This window comes from Pseudidiomarina taiwanensis (genome assembly GCF_003987435.1).
GTDB classification, from domain to species: domain Bacteria; phylum Pseudomonadota; class Gammaproteobacteria; order Enterobacterales; family Alteromonadaceae; genus Pseudidiomarina; species Pseudidiomarina taiwanensis.
Window position 1 is genome coordinate 555,660 of sequence record NZ_PIQG01000002.1, and the last position, 21,215, is coordinate 576,874.

25 protein-coding genes are annotated in these 21,215 nt (G+C 50.8%); 10 read left to right on the plus strand and 15 right to left on the minus strand.

The window, feature by feature from the left end; genetic code table 11:
- Window positions 1–82 precede the first annotated feature (82 nt).
- Window positions 83–661: a Fe-S biogenesis protein NfuA gene (gene nfuA, locus CWI83_RS06510; protein WP_126827305.1), complete on the minus strand. Its 579-nt coding sequence runs from the start codon at window positions 659–661 to the stop codon at window positions 83–85.
- Between the two features lie 141 nt (window positions 662–802).
- On the opposite strand from nfuA, the gene CWI83_RS06515 reads away from it, so the two are divergent.
- The gene (locus CWI83_RS06515) at window positions 803–3,433 is read left to right on the plus strand and encodes a M14 family zinc carboxypeptidase (RefSeq protein WP_126827307.1); all 2,631 of its coding nucleotides are present in this window, start codon (window positions 803–805) and stop codon (window positions 3,431–3,433) included.
- Here CWI83_RS06515 and CWI83_RS06520 read toward each other — a convergent pair.
- Window positions 3,430–4,131, minus strand: a complete 702-nt coding sequence (locus CWI83_RS06520) for a ComF family protein (RefSeq protein ID WP_126827309.1) — start codon at window positions 4,129–4,131, stop codon at window positions 3,430–3,432. The genes CWI83_RS06515 and CWI83_RS06520 overlap by 4 nt on opposite strands.
- 48 nt (window positions 4,132–4,179) lie before the next feature.
- On the opposite strand from CWI83_RS06520, the gene bioH reads away from it, so the two are divergent.
- Window positions 4,180–4,953: a pimeloyl-ACP methyl ester esterase BioH gene (gene bioH / locus CWI83_RS06525; protein ID WP_126827311.1), complete on the plus strand. Its 774-nt coding sequence runs from the start codon at window positions 4,180–4,182 to the stop codon at window positions 4,951–4,953.
- Here bioH and mutM read toward each other — a convergent pair.
- Entirely contained in the window at window positions 4,944–5,759 is an 816-nt protein-coding gene (gene mutM / locus CWI83_RS06530; protein WP_126827313.1) for a bifunctional DNA-formamidopyrimidine glycosylase/DNA-(apurinic or apyrimidinic site) lyase, read from the minus strand. The two genes, bioH and mutM, sit on opposite strands and share 10 nt — an antisense overlap.
- 67 nt (window positions 5,760–5,826) lie before the next feature.
- Here mutM and CWI83_RS06535 point away from each other — a divergent pair, with 67 nt between their 5' ends.
- Window positions 5,827–6,477 carry a 2OG-Fe(II) oxygenase gene (locus CWI83_RS06535; protein WP_198677254.1) on the plus strand — a complete coding sequence of 217 codons (651 nt, stop codon included), beginning with the start codon at window positions 5,827–5,829 and terminating at the stop codon, window positions 6,475–6,477.
- Between the two features lie 54 nt (window positions 6,478–6,531).
- Here the strand turns inward: CWI83_RS06535 and rpmG are convergent, their stop codons facing one another.
- From rpmG to CWI83_RS06555, 4 genes are all read right to left on the minus strand, one after another.
- Complete coding sequence (rpmG, locus tag CWI83_RS06540; protein ID WP_126827315.1) at window positions 6,532–6,687, minus strand: 50S ribosomal protein L33; 156 nt, start codon at window positions 6,685–6,687, stop codon at window positions 6,532–6,534.
- A gap of 11 nt (window positions 6,688–6,698) precedes the next feature.
- The gene (rpmB, locus tag CWI83_RS06545) at window positions 6,699–6,935 is read right to left on the minus strand and encodes a 50S ribosomal protein L28 (protein ID WP_126827316.1); all 237 of its coding nucleotides are present in this window, start codon (window positions 6,933–6,935) and stop codon (window positions 6,699–6,701) included.
- Window positions 6,936–7,107: 172 nt separating this feature from the next.
- The gene (radC, locus tag CWI83_RS06550) at window positions 7,108–7,785 is read right to left on the minus strand and encodes a RadC family protein (RefSeq protein WP_126827318.1); all 678 of its coding nucleotides are present in this window, start codon (window positions 7,783–7,785) and stop codon (window positions 7,108–7,110) included.
- Window positions 7,786–7,890: 105 nt separating this feature from the next.
- Window positions 7,891–8,163 carry a hypothetical protein gene (locus CWI83_RS06555; protein ID WP_126827320.1) on the minus strand — a complete coding sequence of 91 codons (273 nt, stop codon included), beginning with the start codon at window positions 8,161–8,163 and terminating at the stop codon, window positions 7,891–7,893.
- A gap of 136 nt (window positions 8,164–8,299) precedes the next feature.
- On the opposite strand from CWI83_RS06555, the gene coaBC reads away from it, so the two are divergent.
- Both coaBC and slmA read left to right on the plus strand, forming a co-directional pair.
- Window positions 8,300–9,535: a bifunctional phosphopantothenoylcysteine decarboxylase/phosphopantothenate--cysteine ligase CoaBC gene (coaBC, locus tag CWI83_RS06560; protein ID WP_126827322.1), complete on the plus strand. Its 1,236-nt coding sequence runs from the start codon at window positions 8,300–8,302 to the stop codon at window positions 9,533–9,535.
- Between the two features lie 24 nt (window positions 9,536–9,559).
- Complete coding sequence (gene slmA / locus CWI83_RS06565; protein WP_126827324.1) at window positions 9,560–10,138, plus strand: nucleoid occlusion factor SlmA; 579 nt, start codon at window positions 9,560–9,562, stop codon at window positions 10,136–10,138.
- Window positions 10,139–10,163: 25 nt separating this feature from the next.
- Here the strand turns inward: slmA and gpsA are convergent, their stop codons facing one another.
- From gpsA to CWI83_RS06580, 3 genes are read right to left on the minus strand one after another with little or no spacing between them, the layout of a single operon-like run.
- On the minus strand, window positions 10,164–11,168 hold the full coding sequence (gene gpsA, locus CWI83_RS06570) for an NAD(P)H-dependent glycerol-3-phosphate dehydrogenase (protein ID WP_126827326.1): 1,005 nt from the start codon (window positions 11,166–11,168) through the stop codon (window positions 10,164–10,166).
- A 17-nt stretch (window positions 11,169–11,185) separates the two neighbouring features.
- Complete coding sequence (gene secB / locus CWI83_RS06575) at window positions 11,186–11,677, minus strand: protein-export chaperone SecB (RefSeq protein WP_126827328.1); 492 nt, start codon at window positions 11,675–11,677, stop codon at window positions 11,186–11,188.
- Between the two features lie 50 nt (window positions 11,678–11,727).
- A complete protein-coding gene (locus tag CWI83_RS06580; RefSeq protein ID WP_241969887.1) occupies window positions 11,728–12,120 on the minus strand; it encodes a rhodanese-like domain-containing protein in 393 nt (130 codons plus the stop codon).
- 229 nt (window positions 12,121–12,349) lie between these two features.
- On the opposite strand from CWI83_RS06580, the gene gpmM reads away from it, so the two are divergent.
- From gpmM to CWI83_RS06595, 3 genes are read left to right on the plus strand one after another with little or no spacing between them, the layout of a single operon-like run.
- The gene (gene gpmM, locus CWI83_RS06585; RefSeq protein WP_126827332.1) at window positions 12,350–13,885 is read left to right on the plus strand and encodes a 2,3-bisphosphoglycerate-independent phosphoglycerate mutase; all 1,536 of its coding nucleotides are present in this window, start codon (window positions 12,350–12,352) and stop codon (window positions 13,883–13,885) included.
- Window positions 13,886–13,898: 13 nt separating this feature from the next.
- Window positions 13,899–15,044: a murein hydrolase activator EnvC family protein gene (locus CWI83_RS06590; protein WP_126827334.1), complete on the plus strand. Its 1,146-nt coding sequence runs from the start codon at window positions 13,899–13,901 to the stop codon at window positions 15,042–15,044.
- Window positions 15,044–15,796: a divergent polysaccharide deacetylase family protein gene (locus tag CWI83_RS06595; protein ID WP_126827336.1), complete on the plus strand. Its 753-nt coding sequence runs from the start codon at window positions 15,044–15,046 to the stop codon at window positions 15,794–15,796. Before CWI83_RS06590 ends, CWI83_RS06595 begins: the two co-directional genes overlap by 1 nt.
- 4 nt (window positions 15,797–15,800) lie before the next feature.
- Here CWI83_RS06595 and rpoH read toward each other — a convergent pair whose 3' ends face one another.
- The 4 genes from rpoH to ftsY form a co-directional block, all read right to left on the minus strand.
- Window positions 15,801–16,667: an RNA polymerase sigma factor RpoH gene (rpoH, locus tag CWI83_RS06600; RefSeq protein ID WP_126827338.1), complete on the minus strand. Its 867-nt coding sequence runs from the start codon at window positions 16,665–16,667 to the stop codon at window positions 15,801–15,803.
- Between the two features lie 111 nt (window positions 16,668–16,778).
- On the minus strand, window positions 16,779–17,759 hold the full coding sequence (gene ftsX, locus CWI83_RS06605; protein ID WP_126827340.1) for a permease-like cell division protein FtsX: 981 nt from the start codon (window positions 17,757–17,759) through the stop codon (window positions 16,779–16,781).
- Window positions 17,756–18,433: a cell division ATP-binding protein FtsE gene (gene ftsE, locus CWI83_RS06610; RefSeq protein ID WP_126827342.1), complete on the minus strand. Its 678-nt coding sequence runs from the start codon at window positions 18,431–18,433 to the stop codon at window positions 17,756–17,758. The genes ftsX and ftsE overlap by 4 nt, the downstream gene beginning before the upstream one ends.
- A complete protein-coding gene (ftsY, locus tag CWI83_RS06615; RefSeq protein WP_126827344.1) occupies window positions 18,430–19,575 on the minus strand; it encodes a signal recognition particle-docking protein FtsY in 1,146 nt (381 codons plus the stop codon). Before ftsY ends, ftsE begins: the two co-directional genes overlap by 4 nt.
- Before the next feature lie 78 nt (window positions 19,576–19,653).
- Here ftsY and rsmD point away from each other — a divergent pair, with 78 nt between their 5' ends.
- The gene (gene rsmD, locus CWI83_RS06620) at window positions 19,654–20,253 is read left to right on the plus strand and encodes a 16S rRNA (guanine(966)-N(2))-methyltransferase RsmD (RefSeq protein WP_126827346.1); all 600 of its coding nucleotides are present in this window, start codon (window positions 19,654–19,656) and stop codon (window positions 20,251–20,253) included.
- A 12-nt stretch (window positions 20,254–20,265) separates the two neighbouring features.
- Entirely contained in the window at window positions 20,266–20,559 is a 294-nt protein-coding gene (locus CWI83_RS06625) for a DUF1145 domain-containing protein (RefSeq protein WP_126827348.1), read from the plus strand.
- Here CWI83_RS06625 and CWI83_RS06630 read toward each other — a convergent pair.
- Window positions 20,543–21,166, minus strand: coding sequence for a YjaG family protein (locus CWI83_RS06630; RefSeq protein WP_126827350.1), 624 nt, complete (start codon window positions 21,164–21,166; stop codon window positions 20,543–20,545). The two genes, CWI83_RS06625 and CWI83_RS06630, sit on opposite strands and share 17 nt — an antisense overlap.
- Window positions 21,167–21,215: the final 49 nt, after the last annotated feature.

Sequence of the window (21,215 nt, forward strand, 5' to 3'; positions counted from 1 at the left end):
ACTACGAGTTAGACAAGTTTAACGGATCAAAAATTTACATCATGTTTACGTTTATCTGTGAGTTAATACAGATTTATACAAGTTAGTAGTAACTGTGTTCGCCCGGCTGATGCTCGGTGGCATCTTTAACCCCAGTTAGCTCACCTGGGAACTGTTGTAATAGCTGTTTTTCAATGCCTTCTTTTAGGGTCACATCAACCATGCTGCAACCATTACAGCCGCCACCAAACTGCAAAATTGCCACGCCATCGGCTGTGATTTCGCTGACTGACACACGGCCACCGTGGCTGGCAAGTTGTGGATTCACTTCCGCTTGAATCACGTACTCAACCCGCTCAATCAATGGTGCATCGTCAGCAACTTTGCGCGCTTTCGCGTTAGGCGCTTTTAAAGTTAATTGAGAGCCGAGTTCTTTTTCTTCAAAATCGATCACGGCATCTTCTAAAAATGGGGCGCTGGTTGCATCGACGACAGCATCAAAGCCTGAAAAAGGCAGGAGTTGGTCGTCACTTTCAACCGAATCTGGTGGACAATACGACACCCCACATTCCGCCGATGCGGTTCCGGGGTTGACCACAAACACACGAATATTAGTGTTTGCCGGCTGCTCAGCCAGCAACTTACGAAAATGGGCTTGGGCGCTCTCAGTAATGCGAATCATGCTTTTCACCTCAAAGCTATACCTGAGTAAATTAGTAGGGTATATCTTACCGCAAAAAAACAGCATTGCATAGTAACCGCGCTATCCTGAGCGCTTGAGTTTTGCTAGGGTAACGGCTGATATTCAAAGGAGTTTAAGGCTATGTTGCAACGTATTTTTCTGGTGCTGGCGACGGTAATATTGAGCTTAGGTTCAAGCCAAGCTTTCGCTAAGTCACTTAATGATTACTTACCTGATGATGTCACCTATGACCCAAGCGTGCCTAAACCGGCCGAGGTGTTGGGTTATGAAGTCGGTGAATGGCATGTTCGTCATGACCAATTAGTCCGCTATATGGAAGTACTTAGTGAGCACTCTGATCGCTTTCAACTGGAAGTGACTGGACGGACACATCAACAACGCCCGTTGTTGTTGTTAACGATCACGGCACCAGAGAACTTTGCCAACTTAGAAGAATTGCGCCAGCAACATCTTGCCCTTGCTGATCCGAGTCGCGACGGCGATCCAGCCAGCGCTCCGCTTGTTCTTTACATGGGCTATAGCATTCATGGGGATGAGCCAAGTGGTTCAAATGCAGCCCTGTTGTACGCCTATTATTTAGCCGCTGCACAAGGCGAGAAAATCGAGCAATTACTCAAAGATACCATTATTTTACTCGACCCAAGCTTAAACCCAGACGGTCTCGCGCGTTTTGCAAACTGGGCAAACCAGCACAAGAGCATGAACTTGGTCAGCGATACCCAGCATCGTGAACACGTCCAAGATATGCCGCGTGGCCGCGTCAACCACTATTGGTTTGACTTAAATCGCGACTGGTTGCTGTTGCAACATCCGGAGTCACGGGCGCGGATTACCAACTTCCAAAAGTGGAAGCCAAATGTCCTAACCGATTTCCATGAAATGGGTACTGACAGCACTTTCTTCTTCCAGCCGGGCATTCCAACGCGGCGCAACCCGCATACTCCAGAAGAGAATGTAACCTTGACGGCTGAATTAGCCGAAGAGCACGCGGCAGCACTCGATGCCAAAGCGCGGTTGTACTATACCGAAGAATCTTTCGATGATTTTTATGTCGGCAAGGGTTCGACCTATCCTGACGTTCAAGGCGCAATCGGTATCTTGTTTGAGCAAGGTTCTAGTCGCGGCCATGCGCAAGATTCAATCAATGGCTTAGTCGAGTTCCCATTCACTATCGAGAACCAATTTATTACCTCGCTCACCACCATGTATGGTGCCCATGCCCGCAAAGAAGCTTTCTTAGACTATCAACAGCGCTTCTTTGACAACGCCATGGAGAAAGCGAAAAAAGACGATTACAAAGGCTATGTTTTTGGTGGCGTTGATGACGCAGGCCGAGTCCAGGGCATGCTCGATATCCTCCGCCAGCACCAAATCGAAGTGTATCAACTGACCCGTAATATCACCATTGATGGCCGTCGTTTTGATGCGGACAACAGCTTTTATGTGCCTTTAGAGCAACCGCAATATACCTTAATTAAAGCGGTGTTTAGCACCCAGCAAAGCTTCCGTGATAATACTTTCTATGATGTTTCGAGTTGGAGCTTACCGTTAGCGTTTGATGTCGATTTCGCGCGCTTTGATGGTCGTCGCATTAATATTGCTGATGAAGTATATGAAGCCCCACGCTTTACCGGCAAACGCCTTGCTGACAATGCTGTTGCGTATGCGTTTGAATGGCATCACTACTTCGCACCACGCGCTTTGCAGCAATTACTCGAAGCAGGTATTCATGTGCGTCAAGCAGATGAGAGCTTCACTGCCAGCACCGGCTCAGGTAACAAAGATTTCGCGCAGGGCGCAGTGGTGATCACCCAAGCCTATCAACAGCAGGATTGGGTCGCCGTACAAGACAAAGTGCTCGAAATTGCGATCGACAACCAGATCGATGTCTTTTCGATTAACAGTGGCTTAACTCCGCGCGGGATTGACCTCGGGAGTCGCAACCTGCGTCCAGTCGAGCCAATTAGCGTGATGATGTTGGTCGGCACCGACACCAATATGTACGAAAACGGTGAGACCTGGTACTACCTCGATCGCCATGTTGGGGTTCCGGTTTCGATGGTCGATACCGACCGTTTGATGCGTAGCGACCTGTCTCGCTATACCCACATTATTATGGTTGATGGTAGCTATCGCAGCTTAACGAAAGCTGCAGCGGAGCGCCTACAACAATGGGTACGCCAAGGTGGAACCGTGATTGGTCAACGCGGTGGTGCGCGCTGGCTCGCTGAACACGGCATTCTGCAAGGTAAGTTTGTTGCTGGCGATGCCTTCAAAGAGAAATTCCCAACTGCCGACTTAAGCTTCGCGGATATGGACAGCTATTACGGCAAGCGTCGGGTTGCTGGAGCCATTTTCGGGGTAACCCTCGATACCACGCATCCACTTAGCTTCGGTATGACCGATGCACGCTTACCTATGTTCAAGAACAGTCTGAACGCGCTTGAAGTGCCGAACAGTCCGTTTGTCAGTGTCGCACGCTATAACGATGAGCCTCTACTCGCGGGTTATGCTGCGGCAGAAAACCGTGAAGTGATTGGTGGCAAAACGGCTATCTTAGCGCATCGTTTGGGCAGTGGTCGGGTTATCGGCTTTGCTGATAACGTCAACTTCCGAGCCTACTTCTGGGGTACCGCTAAGTTGTTAAGTAATGCCATCTTTATGGCGCCAGCAATCACCCCTACAGTGAGCGATGAAGAAAACGCTGCGGCAGCGGCTGAAGAAGCTGCAGAGCAAGCACACGCCCACTAATCGCTCTGGGTATTCGCCTCGGTCAAGGCGAATACCCAAGCATCCACAGTTGTTGCGCCGCGGTGTTGAATTACTTGTGCCGCGGCCGATACTGAAGCCCCCGTTGTTAACACATCATCGAGCAAGGCAATGCGCTGCTGCTTAAGTGTCCTTGTGCAATGAAACACCTGTTGCATATTCTGCCAGCGTAAAGCTCGATTCGAGCGGTGCTGTTGGCCGCGGTCATGCAACCGCCGTAAGCCGCCGTAAGCGACCGGAATAGTTAGAATCTGCCCGACCTGTTTCGCTAATAACGCCGCTTGGTTATAACCTCGTAGCTGCCAACGCTTGCGCGTCATTGGCATGGGCATGATCAAGTCGGGCCATGGCCGCCCGCTAAGCTGATAGCATTTAGTAAGCTGTGCTGCGAGTAAGGGCGCGAGATCATAAGCTAACTCGGGGCGCCCTTGAAACTTTAATTGACGAATCAGGTTTTGACTGAGCGGATGCCATGCACATGCCGCATACCAAGCATCCCCAAATACTGGACCACGATGGCCATACCGCCACTTCTGACAACGCGGTGGCAAGCGCGGTAGGTCGGCTCGACAATAATCACAAAAACCACCGACATCGGTGAGTCGAAGTGGCTGTTGGCATAACCAACAGACCTTGGCTAATTGGCCGAGCTTGGCAAATGACTGCCGGATCGATACCATTGCATTTCCTTATGCGTTCAAGCGCTGAAATCTGTCAACGAGGCCTTTATGGTAACGCCTGTATGGTCAAAAATCAGTGGCACTGGGGAGGATATTGTTGTCCTCCATGGCTGGGGCTTAAATGGCAATATTTGGACCCCGGTAAGTGCGCAATTGGCCCAGTTAGGGCGGCTCCATCAGCTCGATCTACCCGGCTACGGCGAGTCACCATGGCCCGCTGAATTGCCTCTTTCGTTCGAACATTTATGCCAACTGACGGCGCAGACGCTGCCGCCTCGATGTCATTTAATCGGTTGGAGTTTAGGCGGCTTGGTAGCCAGCCAAATTGCCCTCGATGATCCTGAGCGTATTCAATCCTTAGTCACGGTTGCCTCAAGTCCATATTTCCCGGCGGCAGAAAACTGGCCGGGGATTGAACCGCATATTCTGTCGACTTTCGCACGCCAATTAAGCCGCGATTTTAAGCGCACGGTGGAGCGGTTTTTAGCCTTACAAAGTATGGGCAGCCCGCATGCGAAGGCGGACGTAAGACAAATCAAAGAATGGTTATTTGCCAAACCCATGGCAAGCGTTGAAGTGCTTCACGCAGGGCTTGATATGCTTGCAGAGGTCGATTTACGCCCGCGCTTGCATGAGTTACAACTGCCATTTCTGCGCATTTATGGACGCCTTGACGCGCTGGTACCGGCGCGTTTAAAAACTCAAGTCGATCAGTTAGCTCCTAACAGTGAAGCGGTGGTCGCACCCAATTGCAGCCACGCCCCATTTATTTCTGATCCTGAGTTTTTTATGACGCAATTACAGCGCTTTTATCAGCGCTGACATTTCGGGCAGTAGACTGTAGTACGCTGCCCCAAGCGAATCTCTTTCAGCCGAGTTTTGCAATTCATGCAAAGCTTACCGCCACGTCCATAAACGGCTAACTCCTGTTTGAAATAGCCGGGTTGACCATCGGCTTGGGTGAAATCTTGTAACGTCGTGCCCCCTTGTTCTATCGCGCGCGCAAGGGTTGCTTTGATAATCGGAACCAGCTTTTGATAGCGTGCCTTGCTCACCTTGCCGGCAGCCCGCTTCGGATGAATGCCTGCTTTAAATAAGCTCTCGTTGGCATAGATGTTACCTACCCCAACCACAACATGGTTATCCATGATAAAGGTTTTGATTGCTTGCTGACGACCACGGGATTGGGCAAATAAATAATCCGCGTCAAAGTCATCGGTCAGAGGTTCAGGGCCGAGACTGGTCAATAATGGGTGGCTCTTGCCGGGGTGCTCCTCACTGTATAACCAACAGCCGAATCTGCGTGGATCATTAAACCGTAGCGCCAGCCCGTTCTCGAGTTGCAGCTCAACATGGTCGTGCTTAACCACCAGGGTGTCATCTGGCACCACACGTAACGCTCCGGACATACCTAAATGAATGATCACATAGCCTTTATCGGTGTGCAGAATAAGATACTTAGCGCGCCGCTCGACCTTTTCAATGCGCCCGCCAACAACATTTTGTAGCGTGCTTGGCACGGGCCAGCGCAGACGCTCATCGCGCACCACCACTTGGCGGATCACTTGCCCTTCGATATGCGGTGCGACCCCGCGCCGACTCACTTCAACTTCTGGTAACTCTGGCATCAAATAACTCTTGCTCTAAGAAAAAACTTACCCTATATTTCGCGCAAAATTGAGCGAGGCATAGTGCTTGAACCCAACCGGATTAACCCCAACTGCTTTTGATTTTCAGGCAATTGATTGCGACCAATTGGTCCGCAACGGCTATGTCATTGTACCTGATTTTCTGAGCGCTGCGCATACTCGCCTGCTCTATCAATACGCGCAACAATTACCCGATTACGAATGGCAACAAGCTGGCATTGGTCGGGCGGATGACTACAGCACCAATACGCGCATCCGCCAAGATAAGATCCGTTGGCTCAGCCGTGCTAATACACTTGAGACAAATTACTTAAATGGCCTTGAGACACTGCGGCTGCAGCTGAATCGCGAGTTATTTATGGGGCTATTCGACTATGAGTGCCACTTAGCCCATTATCCGCCGGGCGCTTTTTATCGCAAGCACCTGGATGCCTTTAAAGGCCGCAGTAATCGAATCTTAACCACTGTGCTCTACCTGAATCCAGATTGGAGTAGCACAGATGGTGGGCAGTTGGTGATCTACGGGCAACGCCAAGAGATCCTTGAAACCGTGCTACCCGAGGCGGGTAAGCTGGTGCTGTTTTTAAGTGACAAGTTTGTCCACGAGGTACTTGCTGGACAACGCGACCGCTACAGTATTACCGGGTGGTTCCGCTTAAACGCCAGCATTGGCGGGGTCATTGACCCAAGTCGCTAACAATAAAAAACCCGGCCAAGGCCGGGTTTTTCAAAACTGCAAAAGCAAATCAACTTACTTGATTTTGGCTTCTTTGAACATGACATGCTTACGCACAACGGGATCGTACTTTTTGATCTCCATTTTTTCAGGCATGTTACGCTTGTTCTTGTCGGTAGTGTAGAAGTAACCTGTACCGGCTGATGAAACTAAACGAATCTTATCACGCATGGTTTAACTCCTTACACTTTCTCGCCACGAGCGCGCAAGTCTGCGAGCACAGTGTCGATACCTTTCTTATCGATGATACGCATACCTTTAGTAGAGATACGCAATTTCACCCAACGCTTCTCTGATTCAACCCAGAAACGGTGAGATTGTAGATTCGGCAGGAAACGACGCTTGGTCGCGTTGTTCGCGTGCGAGCGGTTGTTACCCACTACGGGACGCTTTCCTGTAACTTGACATACTCGTGACATCGTTCTTTACTCCAAAAATATCTTTCTAGCTCGCCTTTCGCCCATCGCGGCCATGCCTTGAATTCGAGGGCGCAATTTATACAGTAATTTCTCGCAGCAATCAAGTGATCACTGTGATTTTTTGATCGTTTGATCCTAATTCGGGGGGCTCAAATTCAGCTGCGCTACTTTACTACAACAGCCCTCGTTCAGCAAACGATACTGGTTCTCCGGCACCAATAACAAAATGATCCAACAGTGCAACGTCGATCAGGTGCAGCGCTCGCTTGAGTCGGTCGGTCACGCGTTGGTCGGCATCGCTTGGCTCCGCAACACCCGAGGGATGGTTATGGGCGAGAATCACCGCCGCGGCATTATGTTGCATCACCAGTTTAATAATCTCGCGTGGATACACGGGCGCTGCATTGATGGTGCCATAAAAAAGTTCGACATACTTTAATAGCCGATGCTGACTATCCAGTAGCAAGACGACGAACACTTCACGTTCTTGATGCCGTAACTGCGCAGTTAAGTAATCTTTCACCATGGCTGGCTGAGTAAAACCATCACTGCGCTGCAATTGCCAACTCAAATAGCGCCGCGAGAGTTCCATAATCACTTGCAGTTGCATCACCCGAGCCGGACCAATACCGGGATGTTGCAACAACTTGTCCGCTTCAGCACATAACAGCCCACCAATGCCGTCAAAGGCGTGTAACAACTCGCGCGAAAAAGCGACCACATCTTTGCCGCGCACACCGGTGCCTAACAAAATCGCAAGTAACTCCGAGTCGGCAAGACCTTGCACGCCATGATTCGACATTTTCTCGCGCGGCCGCTCGGCCGCAGGCCATTGTTTGATCGACGCCATATGTTCCTCCTTGAACAAAACCCATGATGAGTGCCATAAAAAAACCACCTTAACGGTGGTTTCTAAAACTCGCAATCGTATAGCTTTGCGGGTGATTGACGCTATTTAGTTGTCGATAGGTGCGCTAATTGTGCTGCGTTGAAACTCAGAGAGCTCGCTTTGCGCTTGTTCGCGTTCTTGATCAATTTGCTCTTGGGTACGACAACGGCGACGTTTAAAGTTGGTTCCCACCACATGCTCTGAAGTACAGATATAAACCACTTCTGCCGTTTCTTGTTGTGTGTCTGCGGTGGTTTCTGTCGCGGTGCTTGTCGTTTTGTTGCCGCTTGCGCATCCTGCAAGAACGAGAGCTGCAACAGGTAAAATAACTTTTAACATATTTTAATTCCTTTGTATAAGAGTTGTTATAAGCTAACAGTTGTTGTTCTTTTGTACAAACCTTTTGTGGAACTGACTCGCATTTTATTTTGCCCTCGTGGTATCTTTACAACATCTTAAAAGGTAAGGACTCACTATGAGCGAAAGGCATGAAGAATCGCTACACGGCAAAAAGATCCTGATCGGCATCAGCGGTGGGATTGCAGCCTATAAGATTCCCGAACTGGTGCGTCGTACCCGCGACCTTGGTGCGGACGTCCGCGTGGTGATGACGAAAGGCGCCCAAGCGTTTATTACGCCGCTTACCCTGCAAGCCGTTTCAGGCCATCCCGTGCACCATGACCTACTCGACCCTGCTGCAGAAGCGGCAATGGGACATATTGAGCTGGCCAAATGGGCCGATGCCATTCTGATCGCACCAGCAAGCGCTAATACTCTGGGTCGGCTTGCGCATGGCCTGGCTGATGATTTGCTCAGTACCTTGTGCTTAGCGACCACGGCCCCTGTGCTACTGGCACCTGCGATGAACCAGCAAATGTGGGCGGCCCCAGCAGTCCAAGCAAATTTGCAACGCTTGCAGCAATTTGGCTATCAGATCATCGCCCCAGCCGAAGGCGAACAAGCGTGTGGTGATGTCGGTGCGGGACGTATGCCAGAACCACTGCAGCTTCGTGAAGCCTTGGTTAAGGTATTGACCACAGCTGCACAGCCGCAAATTTTAGCAGGCAAGCAACTGGTGATTACCGCGGGACCAACTCAAGAAGCCATCGATCCAGTACGTTATCTCAGTAACCATAGCTCCGGTAAAATGGGGTTTGCGTTAGCGCAAGCTGCGACGGCGCTTGGCGCTCAAGTTACGCTCGTTAGCGGACCAACTCGGCTGACCACACCCGTCGGCGTTAAGCGGATTGATGTGACGAGTGCGGCAGAAATGCTCGAAGCCGTGCAAGCAGCATTACCTGGCTGTGATATTTTTGTCGGCTGTGCTGCGGTTGCAGATTATCGCCCGGCGCAAGCGGCGAGCGCAAAGATGAAGAAATCGGGCGCAACCCTTACGCTCGAGTTGACCCCTAACCCCGATATTTTAGCGACCGTGGCCGCGCAACCTAATGCCCCTTTTTGTATCGGCTTTGCCGCTGAGACACATGATGTTGTCAGCTATGCCACCGGTAAGCTTGAGCGCAAAAAGTTAAATATGATCGCCGCCAACGATGTCAGCGATCCCGCCCTTGGATTTAATACTGATGATAACGCCATGACCCTTATTTGGCGTGATGCACAAAACGAAATCCAACAAACCGAATTGCCCCGTGCCAGCAAACTCGAATTGGCGTTCGCCATTTTCGCCCGTGCGGCACAGTTATTACCCTAGTGAGCTAAGGATAAACGTAACCTCATGACTAAACCGAATCGCAAGCAAGAAATTCTCGGAACTCTCGCGGCAATGCTGGAAACCAGCCATGGTCAGCGTATCACCACTGCCCGCTTAGCAGCTGACCTAGGCGTTTCTGAAGCCGCCTTATATCGCCACTTTCCATCCAAGGCACGGATGTTTGAAGGTTTGATTGAATTCACTGAGGACACATTGCTCAGCCGCATCAATCAGATTATCGAAGTTGAAAAAGACGTCTCGGTACGCTGCCAAATGATTTTAAAAGTGGTACTGACCTTTATCGAACGGAATCCCGGCATCAGTCGCGTGTTAAGCGGCGACGCACTGCTTGGTGAGCATGAACGCCTGCGCGCTCGGGTGAAAGGTTTATTCGATAAAATCGAAGCGAGTTTAAAACAAACGCTGCGTGAGCATGGCATGCGCGCTGGGTTTCATCAGCAGATGGATGAAGCGGCTTTCGCTAACCTGCTACTAAGTTATGTGGAAGGTAAACTCGGCCAATTTGTACGCTCAGAATTCAAAACTGCTCCGACGGCACACTTTGACCAACATTGGCACTGGCTCGCTGGCCCTTTAGCTTGAGCGGAGCCGGCATCGGCAGCGCTCGTTACTCCGAGGTACGGGCGCGGCTGAGTAAGTTAATCGCGGCTTGACGCGGTGACATATCACCGTAGAGCACTTCATAAAGCTGCTCGCAAATAGGCATCTCGACCCCGTTGCGGCGGGCTAAGGCAACGACTTCTTTGGTATTTCGATATCCTTCTACCGCCTGACCAATTTCAGCCATTGCTTCCTCAACGGTTTTGCCCTGTCCTAGCGCTAACCCTAAGCGACGATTACGCGATTGATCATCGGTGCAAGTCAAAATCAGATCACCAAGGCCGGCCATTCCAGTAAAAGTTTCTGGGCGAGCGCCGAGTTTTAACCCCAATCGTGTCAGCTCGGCTAAACCGCGAGTGATTAAAGCCGTGCGGGCATTCGCGCCAAAGCCAATCCCATCGGCCATGCCAGCCCCGATCGCGATGACATTTTTGACCGCACCACCTAGTTGCACCCCAATAAAGTCATCATTGGTGTAGACCCGAAAACTTTTATCGCAGTGCAGCAGTTCTGAAAGTTCTTCGACGAAATCGTTATCTTTAGACGACATCGAAATCGCCGTTGGCAAGCCTTTTGCCATTTCCATTGCAAAAGTTGGGCCAGACAATACTGCCAGCGAACGCTCGGTGCCCAAAGTTTCTTCGGCTACTTCGTATAATAAGCGCCCAGTATTAGGCTCAAGCCCTTTGGTCGCCCAAGCAACTCGGGCATGCTCACGAAGCAGCGGTTTGATGTCTTTTAAAACTTGGGCAAATGCACTACTTGGAACCACCACAACGATGTTGTCTGAGGCTGCAACCGCTTGAGCTAAGTCGTCGGTCACAACGAGACTATCTGGAAAAGGGATACCTGGTAAGTAGCGTTTATTTTCGCGGGTGCTACGCATTTGCTCGATTTGAGCGGAATCGCGCCCCCACAAAGTGGTTGGCGTGCCCTTACGGGCGAAACAAAATGCTAGGGCGGTCCCATAAGAACCGGCTCCTAGCACTGTTACAGCATGTTGTTCACGCAAAGTGAAGACCTTGGCGCTTAAGCGTCAGCTTGTTGTTGCTGCGCTTGCTGCTGTTGTTGTTGCATGTGCTGTGCAAAAATCGCATCGAAGTTTACTGGCGCGAGATTCAATTGCGGGAAGCTTGCACGGCTTACTAAGTTCGCCAAGCACTCACGTGCATATGGGAACAAGATATTTGGGCAGAATGCAGCTAACAAACCAGCACGCTGACCTTCTGGGATGCTATCAGCAACAGTAAATAAACCGGCCTGATGTACTTCTGCCAAGAAAGCAACGTCTTCACCAATTTTGTTGGTCACAGTGACTTTCAACACAACTTCGTACAAGTTGTCTTCGATTTTTTCGTTCTTAACGTTGAGGTCGAGGTTTAGCTCTGGCTTCCACTCAGCACGAAAAATTTGTGGCAAGTTAGGCGCTTCAAATGAAACGTCTTTAGTGTAGATACGCTGGATTGCGAATTGTTGCGCTTGGTCTTGTGCCGCGCCATTTGTTTGCTGTTCGTCAGCCATGATTACATCCTATCTATTGAACATTAATTTTTAATATGAGCGAGTTATGATTATTTCTTTTTCACCAACGGGAAGCTAGCACCTTGCCAAGCATTGACGCCACCTTGTAACACGGACACCTGCTCAAATCCTGCTTTGCTTAGCTGCCCAGCGACCCCTTTCGCGGTCATGCCGGTGTTGCATACTAATACGATGGGGGCAGATTTGTGCTTCTCAAGGGCTTGCAAATCGTTTTTCCGAATTCGTTCGGCGGTGATATTCAAAGAGTCCGCAATATGCCCTTTGCGGAACTGGTCTTGCGACCGAATATCAACGAACACGCCATCTTCACGATTCACTGCGAACGTCGCTTGTTGCGGGGTTAACTGCTTGACCCCAGACGTTGCTGACTGCAATGACGTGACGATCAAAGCGATCAACAAAACCACCCACAAAATACTCATGAACGGGTGATTCCCAGCGAATGCTAAAATTTGCTCCATAACGACCGATTCTCTTGGTGGAAAAATCAATGGCAAAGTATACCGACTGAAATAGCAGTTGCCAGCAAAATTTATCGAAAGTTTACCGCAAAACATCGAAATTGACGCCGATATCGAGGGTGTTATTTCCCCTAAAATCGCATAAAATAAGCACAAATATTTATTGCAATTCGACTTTACTGAGGTGGCTATGTCGGCACAACGTAAACCCCTAGCGTTACTTATCCTAGATGGTTGGGGACACCGCGAAGCGGCACCTGATAATGCCATTGCCGCGGCTCATACACCGAATATGGATAAACTCTGGCAAACCTGCACCCACACTTTAGTGGACGGTTCAGGGATGGCAGTGGGGCTGCCGCACGGGCAAATGGGCAACTCAGAAGTTGGCCACGTCAACCTTGGTGCAGGTCGAATTGTATATCAAGATTTCACCCGTATTAGCAAAGCCATCGCCGATGGTGATTTCTTTACAAACCCGGTGCTAACCGATGCCGTCGATGCGGCTGTAGCAGAGCAAAAAGCAGTGCATATCATGGGGTTGCTGTCACCCGGTGGCGTCCATAGCCACGAAGATCATCTGCTCGCTATGGTTGAACTCGCCGCTCAGCGTGGCGCCGAGCATATTTATGTACACGGATTTTTAGATGGCCGAGATACCCCGCCACGCTCAGCAAAAGCATCGATTGAACGTTTTGAAGCTAAGTTCGCAAGCCTAGGTAAAGGGCGTTTCGCCAGCTTGGTGGGGCGCTATTATGCAATGGACCGCGACAAACGCTGGGAACGTATTGAGCAAGCTTGGCAGCTATTGATTGCTGGACGCGCTGAATATCACGCTGCGAGTGCGCTTGATGGTCTAGCAGCGGCTTATACACGAGACGAAAATGATGAATTTGTGAAGCCCACGACCATTGGTGATCAAGTCGAAATGCGTGATGGCGATGCGGTAATTTTCATGAATTTCAGAGCCGACCGCGCCCGTCAGCTTTCCCATACCTTTTTAGATGAAGATTTTGCCGGCTTTGATCGTGGTCGCGTGCCCAAATTAAGTTCGTTTGTAATGCTGACCGAATATGAAGCGAACCTAAAAGGGCCAATTGCGTATCCGCCAGAGAGCTTAAAAAATGTGCTGGGTGATTGGCTCGCGCAACATCACAAAACTCAACTGCGGATTTCTGAAACCGAAAAATATGCCCATGTTACTTTCTTCTTTAGTGGTGGGCGTGAAGAGACATTCCCAGGTGAAGAGCGCGTCTTGATCCCGTCACCAGATGTCGCGACCTATGATCTGAAACCGGAAATGAGTTCAGTCGAATTGACCGATAAGTTAGTCGCAGCCATTCACAGTGGCGACTACGACGTGATTATCTGCAACTATCCGAATGGCGATATGGTCGGTCATACCGGTAACTTCGAGGCAGCCGTGAAAGCCTGTGAAGCAGTCGATACGAGTATTGGTCGAGTCGTAGCCGCGCTCCAACAAGTCGGCGGCGAATGTTTAATTACCGCAGACCACGGCAACGCTGAGCAAATGGTTGATCATAGCACCGGTCAATGCCACACCGCGCATACCAGCGAGTTAGTGCCGTTTATTTACGTCGGTCGTCCGGCTCAAGCGCGCGATGGGGGTCGCCTCAGCGATGTCGCTCCGACTATGCTGCATTTACTCGGTTTACCGCAACCTAAAGAGATGACAGGAACGCCTATCGTCACTCTTACTGATTAAGTGTGATGCTGCGATGAAGTTTTTGCTCTCGCTTACCTTGCTAATGGCGGCGCTTATCCTCGCCGCTCCGAGCTTTGCTTGGCAAGACGATGTTGCCGCCGAGCGCGAGCAAACCGAGCGACGCTTGCAACAGCTGGCGGCTGAAATCGCTGCGCGCCAAGCAGCAATTGCAGAGCGTCAACAAGATTTATCGCTTACCCAACAGCAATTACGCCAACTCGAGCTACAAATGAGTACGGTCGCCAGCGAGTTGCAACAAACGCAAACGGCTATTGCCGCCACTGAAGGGCGTTTACAGCAACTTAAAACTGAGCAACAGCAACTCGAGCGCGAGTACGCCCAGCAACAGGCGCGGTTAGCTCAACAAATCCAAGCCGCCTATAAGATGGGCGAACATGATTTGCTCAAGCTGTTGCTCAATCAACAGCAATCAAATCAAGTCGAGCGCATGCTTGGTTACTATGGATATCTTAATCGGGCCCGCTTACAGCAACTGGATCAAGTCAATCAAACGGCTGCAGATCTCGATCAAGTTGCCCAAGCCTTAACTGCTGAACAAGCCACTTTGCAAGAACAGGCGAACACCCAGCGCCGGCAACAAGGCGTGTTGCGTGAGCAAAGCCAGTCACAACAAGAGCTACTGAAACGCCTGCAGCGCGAGCAACAAGCCGATACCCAGCGGATAACGGCCCTCAAACGCGACCAAGAGGCACTCGAGCAAGTGCTCGAAGGCTTGCTTGCAGCACTGCGCGATGAACCCCAATTGCTTGGCTTGAAGCCTTTGCAAGGGAAAATGCTCTGGCCTGCCGAAGGACGAGTGCGCCGGTTGTTCGCGACCGAACGCAGTGGCGGTGTGCCCTGGCGCGGAGTCATTATTGAGGCTGCAGAAGGCACGCCAGTGAAGGCGATAGCCGATGGCCGGGTGATTTTTGCCAATTGGCTGCGTGGCTATGGTTTAGTCCTAGTGCTTGACCACGGTGAAGGCTATATGAGCCTGTATGGCCACAACCAAACCATCGTTCCTGATGTGGGCCAGACCGTGCGTCAGGGCGAGACCGTCGCACTCGTCGGCCAATCAGGCGGACAGACTGAGCCGAGTTTGTACTTCGAAATCCGCATCAAAGGCGATGCGGTTAATCCGACCCGCTGGGTGCGTTAATGCGCAGCGTTATGCGGTTATTTGGGGCTACGATGCTGTTATTTAGCAGCGCCAGCGCCGCTGCTCTCGAAGCGCCACAGCCACAATCAACCCGCCCGGCTCAAATTGCCATTATCATTGATGATGTCGGCTACTCTGCGCGTGATGGTCGTTTTTTTGCACTGCCCTACCCATTGACCATCGCCGTGCTACCCGATAGCCCGTTTGGTGCAGGGTTAGCAGAAGATGCCGCAGCGCTTGGCAAAGAGGTGATGGTGCATCTGCCGATGCAAGCAAACGATGACCTCATGCCCAAGGAGCAAGGGACATTACAAATCACGATGAGCGCCGACGAAATCACTGCCCAACTGGACCATGCCCTAAGCCAAGTGCCGATGGCGGTTGGCTTGAATAATCATATGGGAAGTTTAGCGACCAGTGATATCGAGGTAATGACCGCTGTTATGGATGAGCTCAAACGGCGCCAGCTATTTTTTATCGACAGCCGCACCACGGTGGAGACTGTTGCTGAGACGACCGCACGAGCCTACGCTGTGCCGACCGAACGCCGCCATGTGTTTTTAGACCATGAACGGGAAGCGGCTGCGATGCAAAGTGCCTGGCAGCGGCTCATTGCAACTGCCCATAAAAATGGGTTTGCCATTGCCATTGGTCACCCTCATGAAGCTACTTTACAGCTCTTAGAAACAAATTTGCCGCTTCTAGAAGCGGCAAATATTGAAGTTGTGTTTGCGTCGAAACTGGTGCGTTAGTCGGTTAACTCATTGCCAATCGCAGTTTCTTCATCGCGTTCGCTTCGAGCTGACGCACTCGTTCTGCTGATACTTGATATTTATCAGCCAGTTCTTGCAAAGTGGTTTTGTTTTCTTCATCTAACCAACGCGCTCGAACGATGTCTTGACTACGCTCATCAAGGGTACGAATTGCCGCCAGCAAGCGTTGTTGCGTGTGGCTTTCCCATTGCTCGTTTTCGATGCTTTCAGCAACATCTGAACGTTTGTCTTCAAGATACTGTGCAGGTGAATAGGTGCCGCCATCGCGCGCATCATCATCATCTGAACTCAGCTCAAAGGCTTGGTCATGGGCGCTCATTCGAGCTTCCATTTCTTTCACTTCTGAAACACTTACACCAAGCGTTTCAGCAACTGTATTCACTTCTTCGTCGGTAAACCAGCCAAGACGCTTTTTCATCTTGCGCAAGTTGAAGAATAATTTACGTTGCGCTTTGGTGGTCGCAACTTTGACCATGCGCCAATTCTTCAGCACATACTCATGAATTTCGGCTTTAATCCAGTGCACCGCGAACGACACCAAGCGGACACCAACGGTTGGGTCGAAGCGACGGACCGCTTTCATCAAACCGACGTTTCCTTCTTGGATTAGATCTGCTTGAGGTAACCCATAGCCTGAATAGCCACGGGCAACGTGCACCACGAAACGAAGGTGCGACATGATCAATTGGCGTGCAGCCTCAAGGTCATTTTCGCCAACTAGACGCTCTGCCAGTTCCCGCTCTTCTTCTGCGCTCAGCATTGGAATGCGATTGACAGACTGAATATAGGACTCCAGGCTCCCGCTACTTTGGGGAACGGCTAGGGCCATACTGCTCATATCAGTGCTCATTCAATAACATCCTCTTTTTACTTCAGTGTCCGATTTAATATCGACACTTGTCTGACCACTTCGAGTGGAAAAAGTTCCGTCTATTGTACCAAAAGGATCATGGGGATCAATCTATCTTGGTTCAATGCTTGCGACGTGTTTTTTTACCGCTAAATACGATCCAACAAGACCTAAACCTACCGCCAGACCCCATACCACCAGCATTTCAGCAAAACTGAGACCGGCCAAATAAAATTGCGACGCATACAGTTCAGTCACCTCAATCACTGCCCCTTCAATCCACCAGAGCAAGAGTGCGGTCGCTAACCAGGCAATCACGCCACCGACCACACCATACCATATCCCGGTGTAGAGAAAAGGCCGTTGAATGTAAGCATCTGTTGCACCGACTAGCTTCATCACCATAATCTCGTCACGCTTACTGTTGATGTTCAGCCGAATGGTATTCCCCACAATCAACACCACTGCGGTACAGAGCAATACAGCAAGACCAAGAAACCCATCGCGGACCAAGTTCAGCAACGCTTGTAAACGCTCCAACCAGTCCAAATCGAGCCGCGCTTCGGCGACCTCACGCTCATTCAATAAACGTTGCAGCAGAGCCTGCGCCGAGGCGCTGTTTTGCTTACTCGCAACCGGCGTCACAATTAACACATCGGGTAACGGGTTGTCAGGCAGTGCATCAAGCGCCTCGCCAAACCCAGAGCTTTCCCGAAATTCCGCTAATCCGGCCGCCTTATCGCGCCATTCCACCTGCTCAATTTCAGCAGAAAGCGCAATTCTTTTACGAAATGTCGCAACTTCTTGTTCACTTAAATCAGTGCGTAAGAATAAAGTGATTTCTGCGGCGCTTTGCCATTTTGCCCCGACACTCTCGGTATTTTTCGCCACCACGTAAAGGGTTGCGGGCAGGGTCAGGCTCAACCCCAGTACCGCCATGGTCATTAAGCTGGCAAGCGGATAACGCACCAGCTCACCCAAACTGGCAACGGCCTGCTGCAGGTGATGCACAAAAAACATCAGCAGTCGTCTAACAGCAGAGATTTTTACTTGCTGGGCGCCAGACTGGCGACTGCGAAAGAGCAAACTCATAGCTCACTCTCCTGTAAGCCGTCATTGATCATACGCCCTTCTTTAAGGGTTAGCGTGCGATAACGCATCCGGGCAATCAGGCCCAGATCATGGGTTGCAATTAAGACAGAGACGCCGACTTTGTTGAAGTCCTCAAACAGCTTGATGATCTCCATCGACAGCTTAGGATCAAGGTTGCCGGTAGGCTCATCGGCAAGCAACAAAGGCGGCTTGTTAACGACCGCGCGGGCAATCCCCACTCGCTGCTGCTCACCACCAGATAACATCATCGGATAATGGCGGAGTTTGTCACCAAGCCCTACTTTTTCGAGCGCCGCTTGCACGCGTTTGCGCGCTTCTTGCATTGAATAGCCTTCAATCAGCAACGGCAGCGCAACATTATCGAGAACCGTTTTATCCATCAATAACCGATGATCTTGAAAGATCATCCCGATATCACGGCGAACATAAGGAATTTGTTTGCGGGTAATTTTGCGCAAGTCATGTCCATTAATCAGCACCCGCCCAGTGGTTGGGCGTTCCATCATCCCAATCAGTCGCAGTAGCGTACTTTTCCCCGCACCTGAGTGCCCGGTCAGAAATGCCATCTCACCCGGCTCGACATGAAAATTGACCTGATTCAGTGCTTGGAAGCCACCGGGATAAGTTTTACTGACTTGTTCAAATTTAATCATGCTGACTCAGTTGTTGAGGTCGTATCGTTATCACCACGTTGGAACAAAGCGGCGACAAATTCTTCGGCATGGAAAGGCCGTAAATCATCAATCCCCTCGCCCACGCCGATATACCGAATGGGGATCTTAAACTGATCGGCGATAGCGAAAATGATGCCACCTTTGGCGGTGCCGTCAAGTTTGGTGAGGGTAATCCCCGTGACCCCAACCGCCTCGGTAAACAATTTCGCCTGACTGATGGCATTCTGACCCGTCCCCGCATCAAGTGCTAACATCACTTCATGGGGAGCATTCGCATCAATCTTCTTCATCACTCGCACGACTTTTTTCAGCTCGTCCATCAAGTGTGCTTTATTTTGTAGACGCCCTGCCGTATCGGCAATCAGTACATCAACGCCACGGGCACGCGCCGCCTCAACCGCATCGAAAATCACCGACGCACTATCCGCACCCGTATGTTGTGCCACCACCGGGATATCGTTGCGCTCACCCCACACCTGCAACTGCTCAACCGCAGCCGCACGGAAGGTATCCCCAGCCGCCAACATCACTGACTTACCTTGTTGCTTAAATTGTTGTGCTAATTTACCAATGGTGGTGGTTTTACCGACCCCATTTACGCCAACCATCAAAATCACATACGGACCATCTTGTTCCGATAATTGCAGTGGCTGAGCGACGGGCTCTAGCAGCTCAGTCAAGTTGCTCTGCAACAACTCATATAAGGCCGCTGCATCTTGCAACTGGCGCCGGTCGGCTTGCTCAGTTAACTGCTCCACAATTTTTAAGGTCGTCGGGACACCGACATCAGCGGTCAGCAATTGGGTTTCGAGCTCTTCAAACAGCTCGTCATCAATTTTCTTGTCTTTGAAAATACCCCAAATGCCATCACCCACGGCCGTTGAGGTTTTCTTCAGACCTTCGCGTAAACGTTTCCAAAGGCTCGGCTTTTCGCGGGTTGGTGAAGTCTTCGGAGCGCGGTGTTCAGCGGTGACTTGGGCGCACATTTCGGCGGCATCAGGAACTTCACGAGGTGGGGGTGAAGCCTCAGCGGGTGACTCTTGAGCTTGCGTTTCATCTACTGCTTCAGCGGTTTCGGGCTTTTTCTTCCCAAACAGCGAAAAAAATGATCCTTTAGCCATGCGCTATTACCTTTGGAAGTTCACAACAACAGGGTTTACACTATGCCGATAGTCTAACATGTCAGGCGCTAATGTAGCATGCCCCGAACCGCAAACAAGCAGAAAAAGTCATCCCAAGCAGGCCAACTCCGGATCATCGGTGGACGCCTGCGTGGACGCAAGTTGGCGATCGCCGAGGTCACTGGGCTGCGCCCTAGTACTGACCGTTTACGCGAAACGCTATTTAACTGGCTCCAGTTCGAACTCGCAGAAACACGGGTGCTCGACTTATTTGCGGGGACCGGTGCGTTGGGTTTTGAAGCGCTATCGCGAGGTGCCGCCGAAGTTCATCTTTGGGAACGTGACCGAGTTGCCGCGCGGCAACTGCAACAACATGCGCAGCAACTTGCTAGCGCTTGCCCAGGCCGCGCTATCGTCAGCATAGGAGACAGCCTGCAAGGCCTAAAACAAACACCTGCGGCGAGCTTCGATGGAGTATTTATCGATCCGCCGTTTGGGCAAGGGCTGGCGCAACCCGCGCTTGACGCACTTGTGGCCGGAGCTTGGCTAGCAGCCGATGCTTGGGTGTATCTCGAAACAGAGCCAGACTTAGGGGTGACCGTGCCTGCCCACTGGCAACTGCACCGAGAAAAACGCATGGGTGATGTCCACGCGCGGCTTTTCAAACTTTCAGCTTAAGGAATCAATACAGTGAGTTATGCGGTTTTTTTCGGACGCCTTATCTTTGCGCTCGTTTGGGGCGCCATGCTGGCCAATTTTATCTGGCCGTTTCCCGGTAAAGCATACGCGGTATTTATTATCTTATTTGCGGTGCTATTGAGCTTACATGCGCTGCAAACCCTGTTGTTTATTGGCGTCTACAAACAGCATGTTGAGTGGCGCCGGAGTGATTATCTACAGATTTTACTGTTTGGCGTGATTGGCTGGCTGGCCATCATGCAAGCGCAGCCAAGCCGACGCGAAGCGACTAATCCTGAGGGTTAGCCGTCTCAATACCAATATTCGACACGCCCTCTTCAGCAACCATTGCCTGTACCTGCTTAACCATAGTTTGGGTGGGGGTTGGCTCAACCTGAGCAAGTTGCTCAAAGTAACTTAATGCCGCCTGCTGCACTTCAATTTCATATTGGGTTAGCTCATGGGCACGAATAAAACCCGCCCGCTGACTCGGCTCAAGCTCGGCCGCCTCAGTTAACTCGATAAACTTATTCACGGTGGCTTGCGAGATTTTCGCAACACTGACCATTTCGGCATCACTTTGATCAAGCAAGCCTTGTAACAAGGTGCTGATCGCCGTGCAGGCATCCATCGCAGGATAAACTCCCAACATGTCATGACCATGCTCACTGGGGGTCACGTCATCGACTTTTTCTTGCCAGCGGGAAAAATTCACCTTGACCTTCTGCGGCTGCCACAACCAATCCCAACAAGCGTTCAGGGCGCCATGTAACGGTTTAGGATCGCCAAACCCAGTCACTTGATAAAACAGTTCATAGTTCGGCAGCATACGCTGGCATAAATAAAGAGCGAACAACCGCTGATAGGCGGATGGTAGGGCGCGAATGCGTTCGAAAGTATTGAGTACGGCCATGATGTTTCTCGTGTTAGACTCGGGTCTTATCGACTGGCAACATTATACA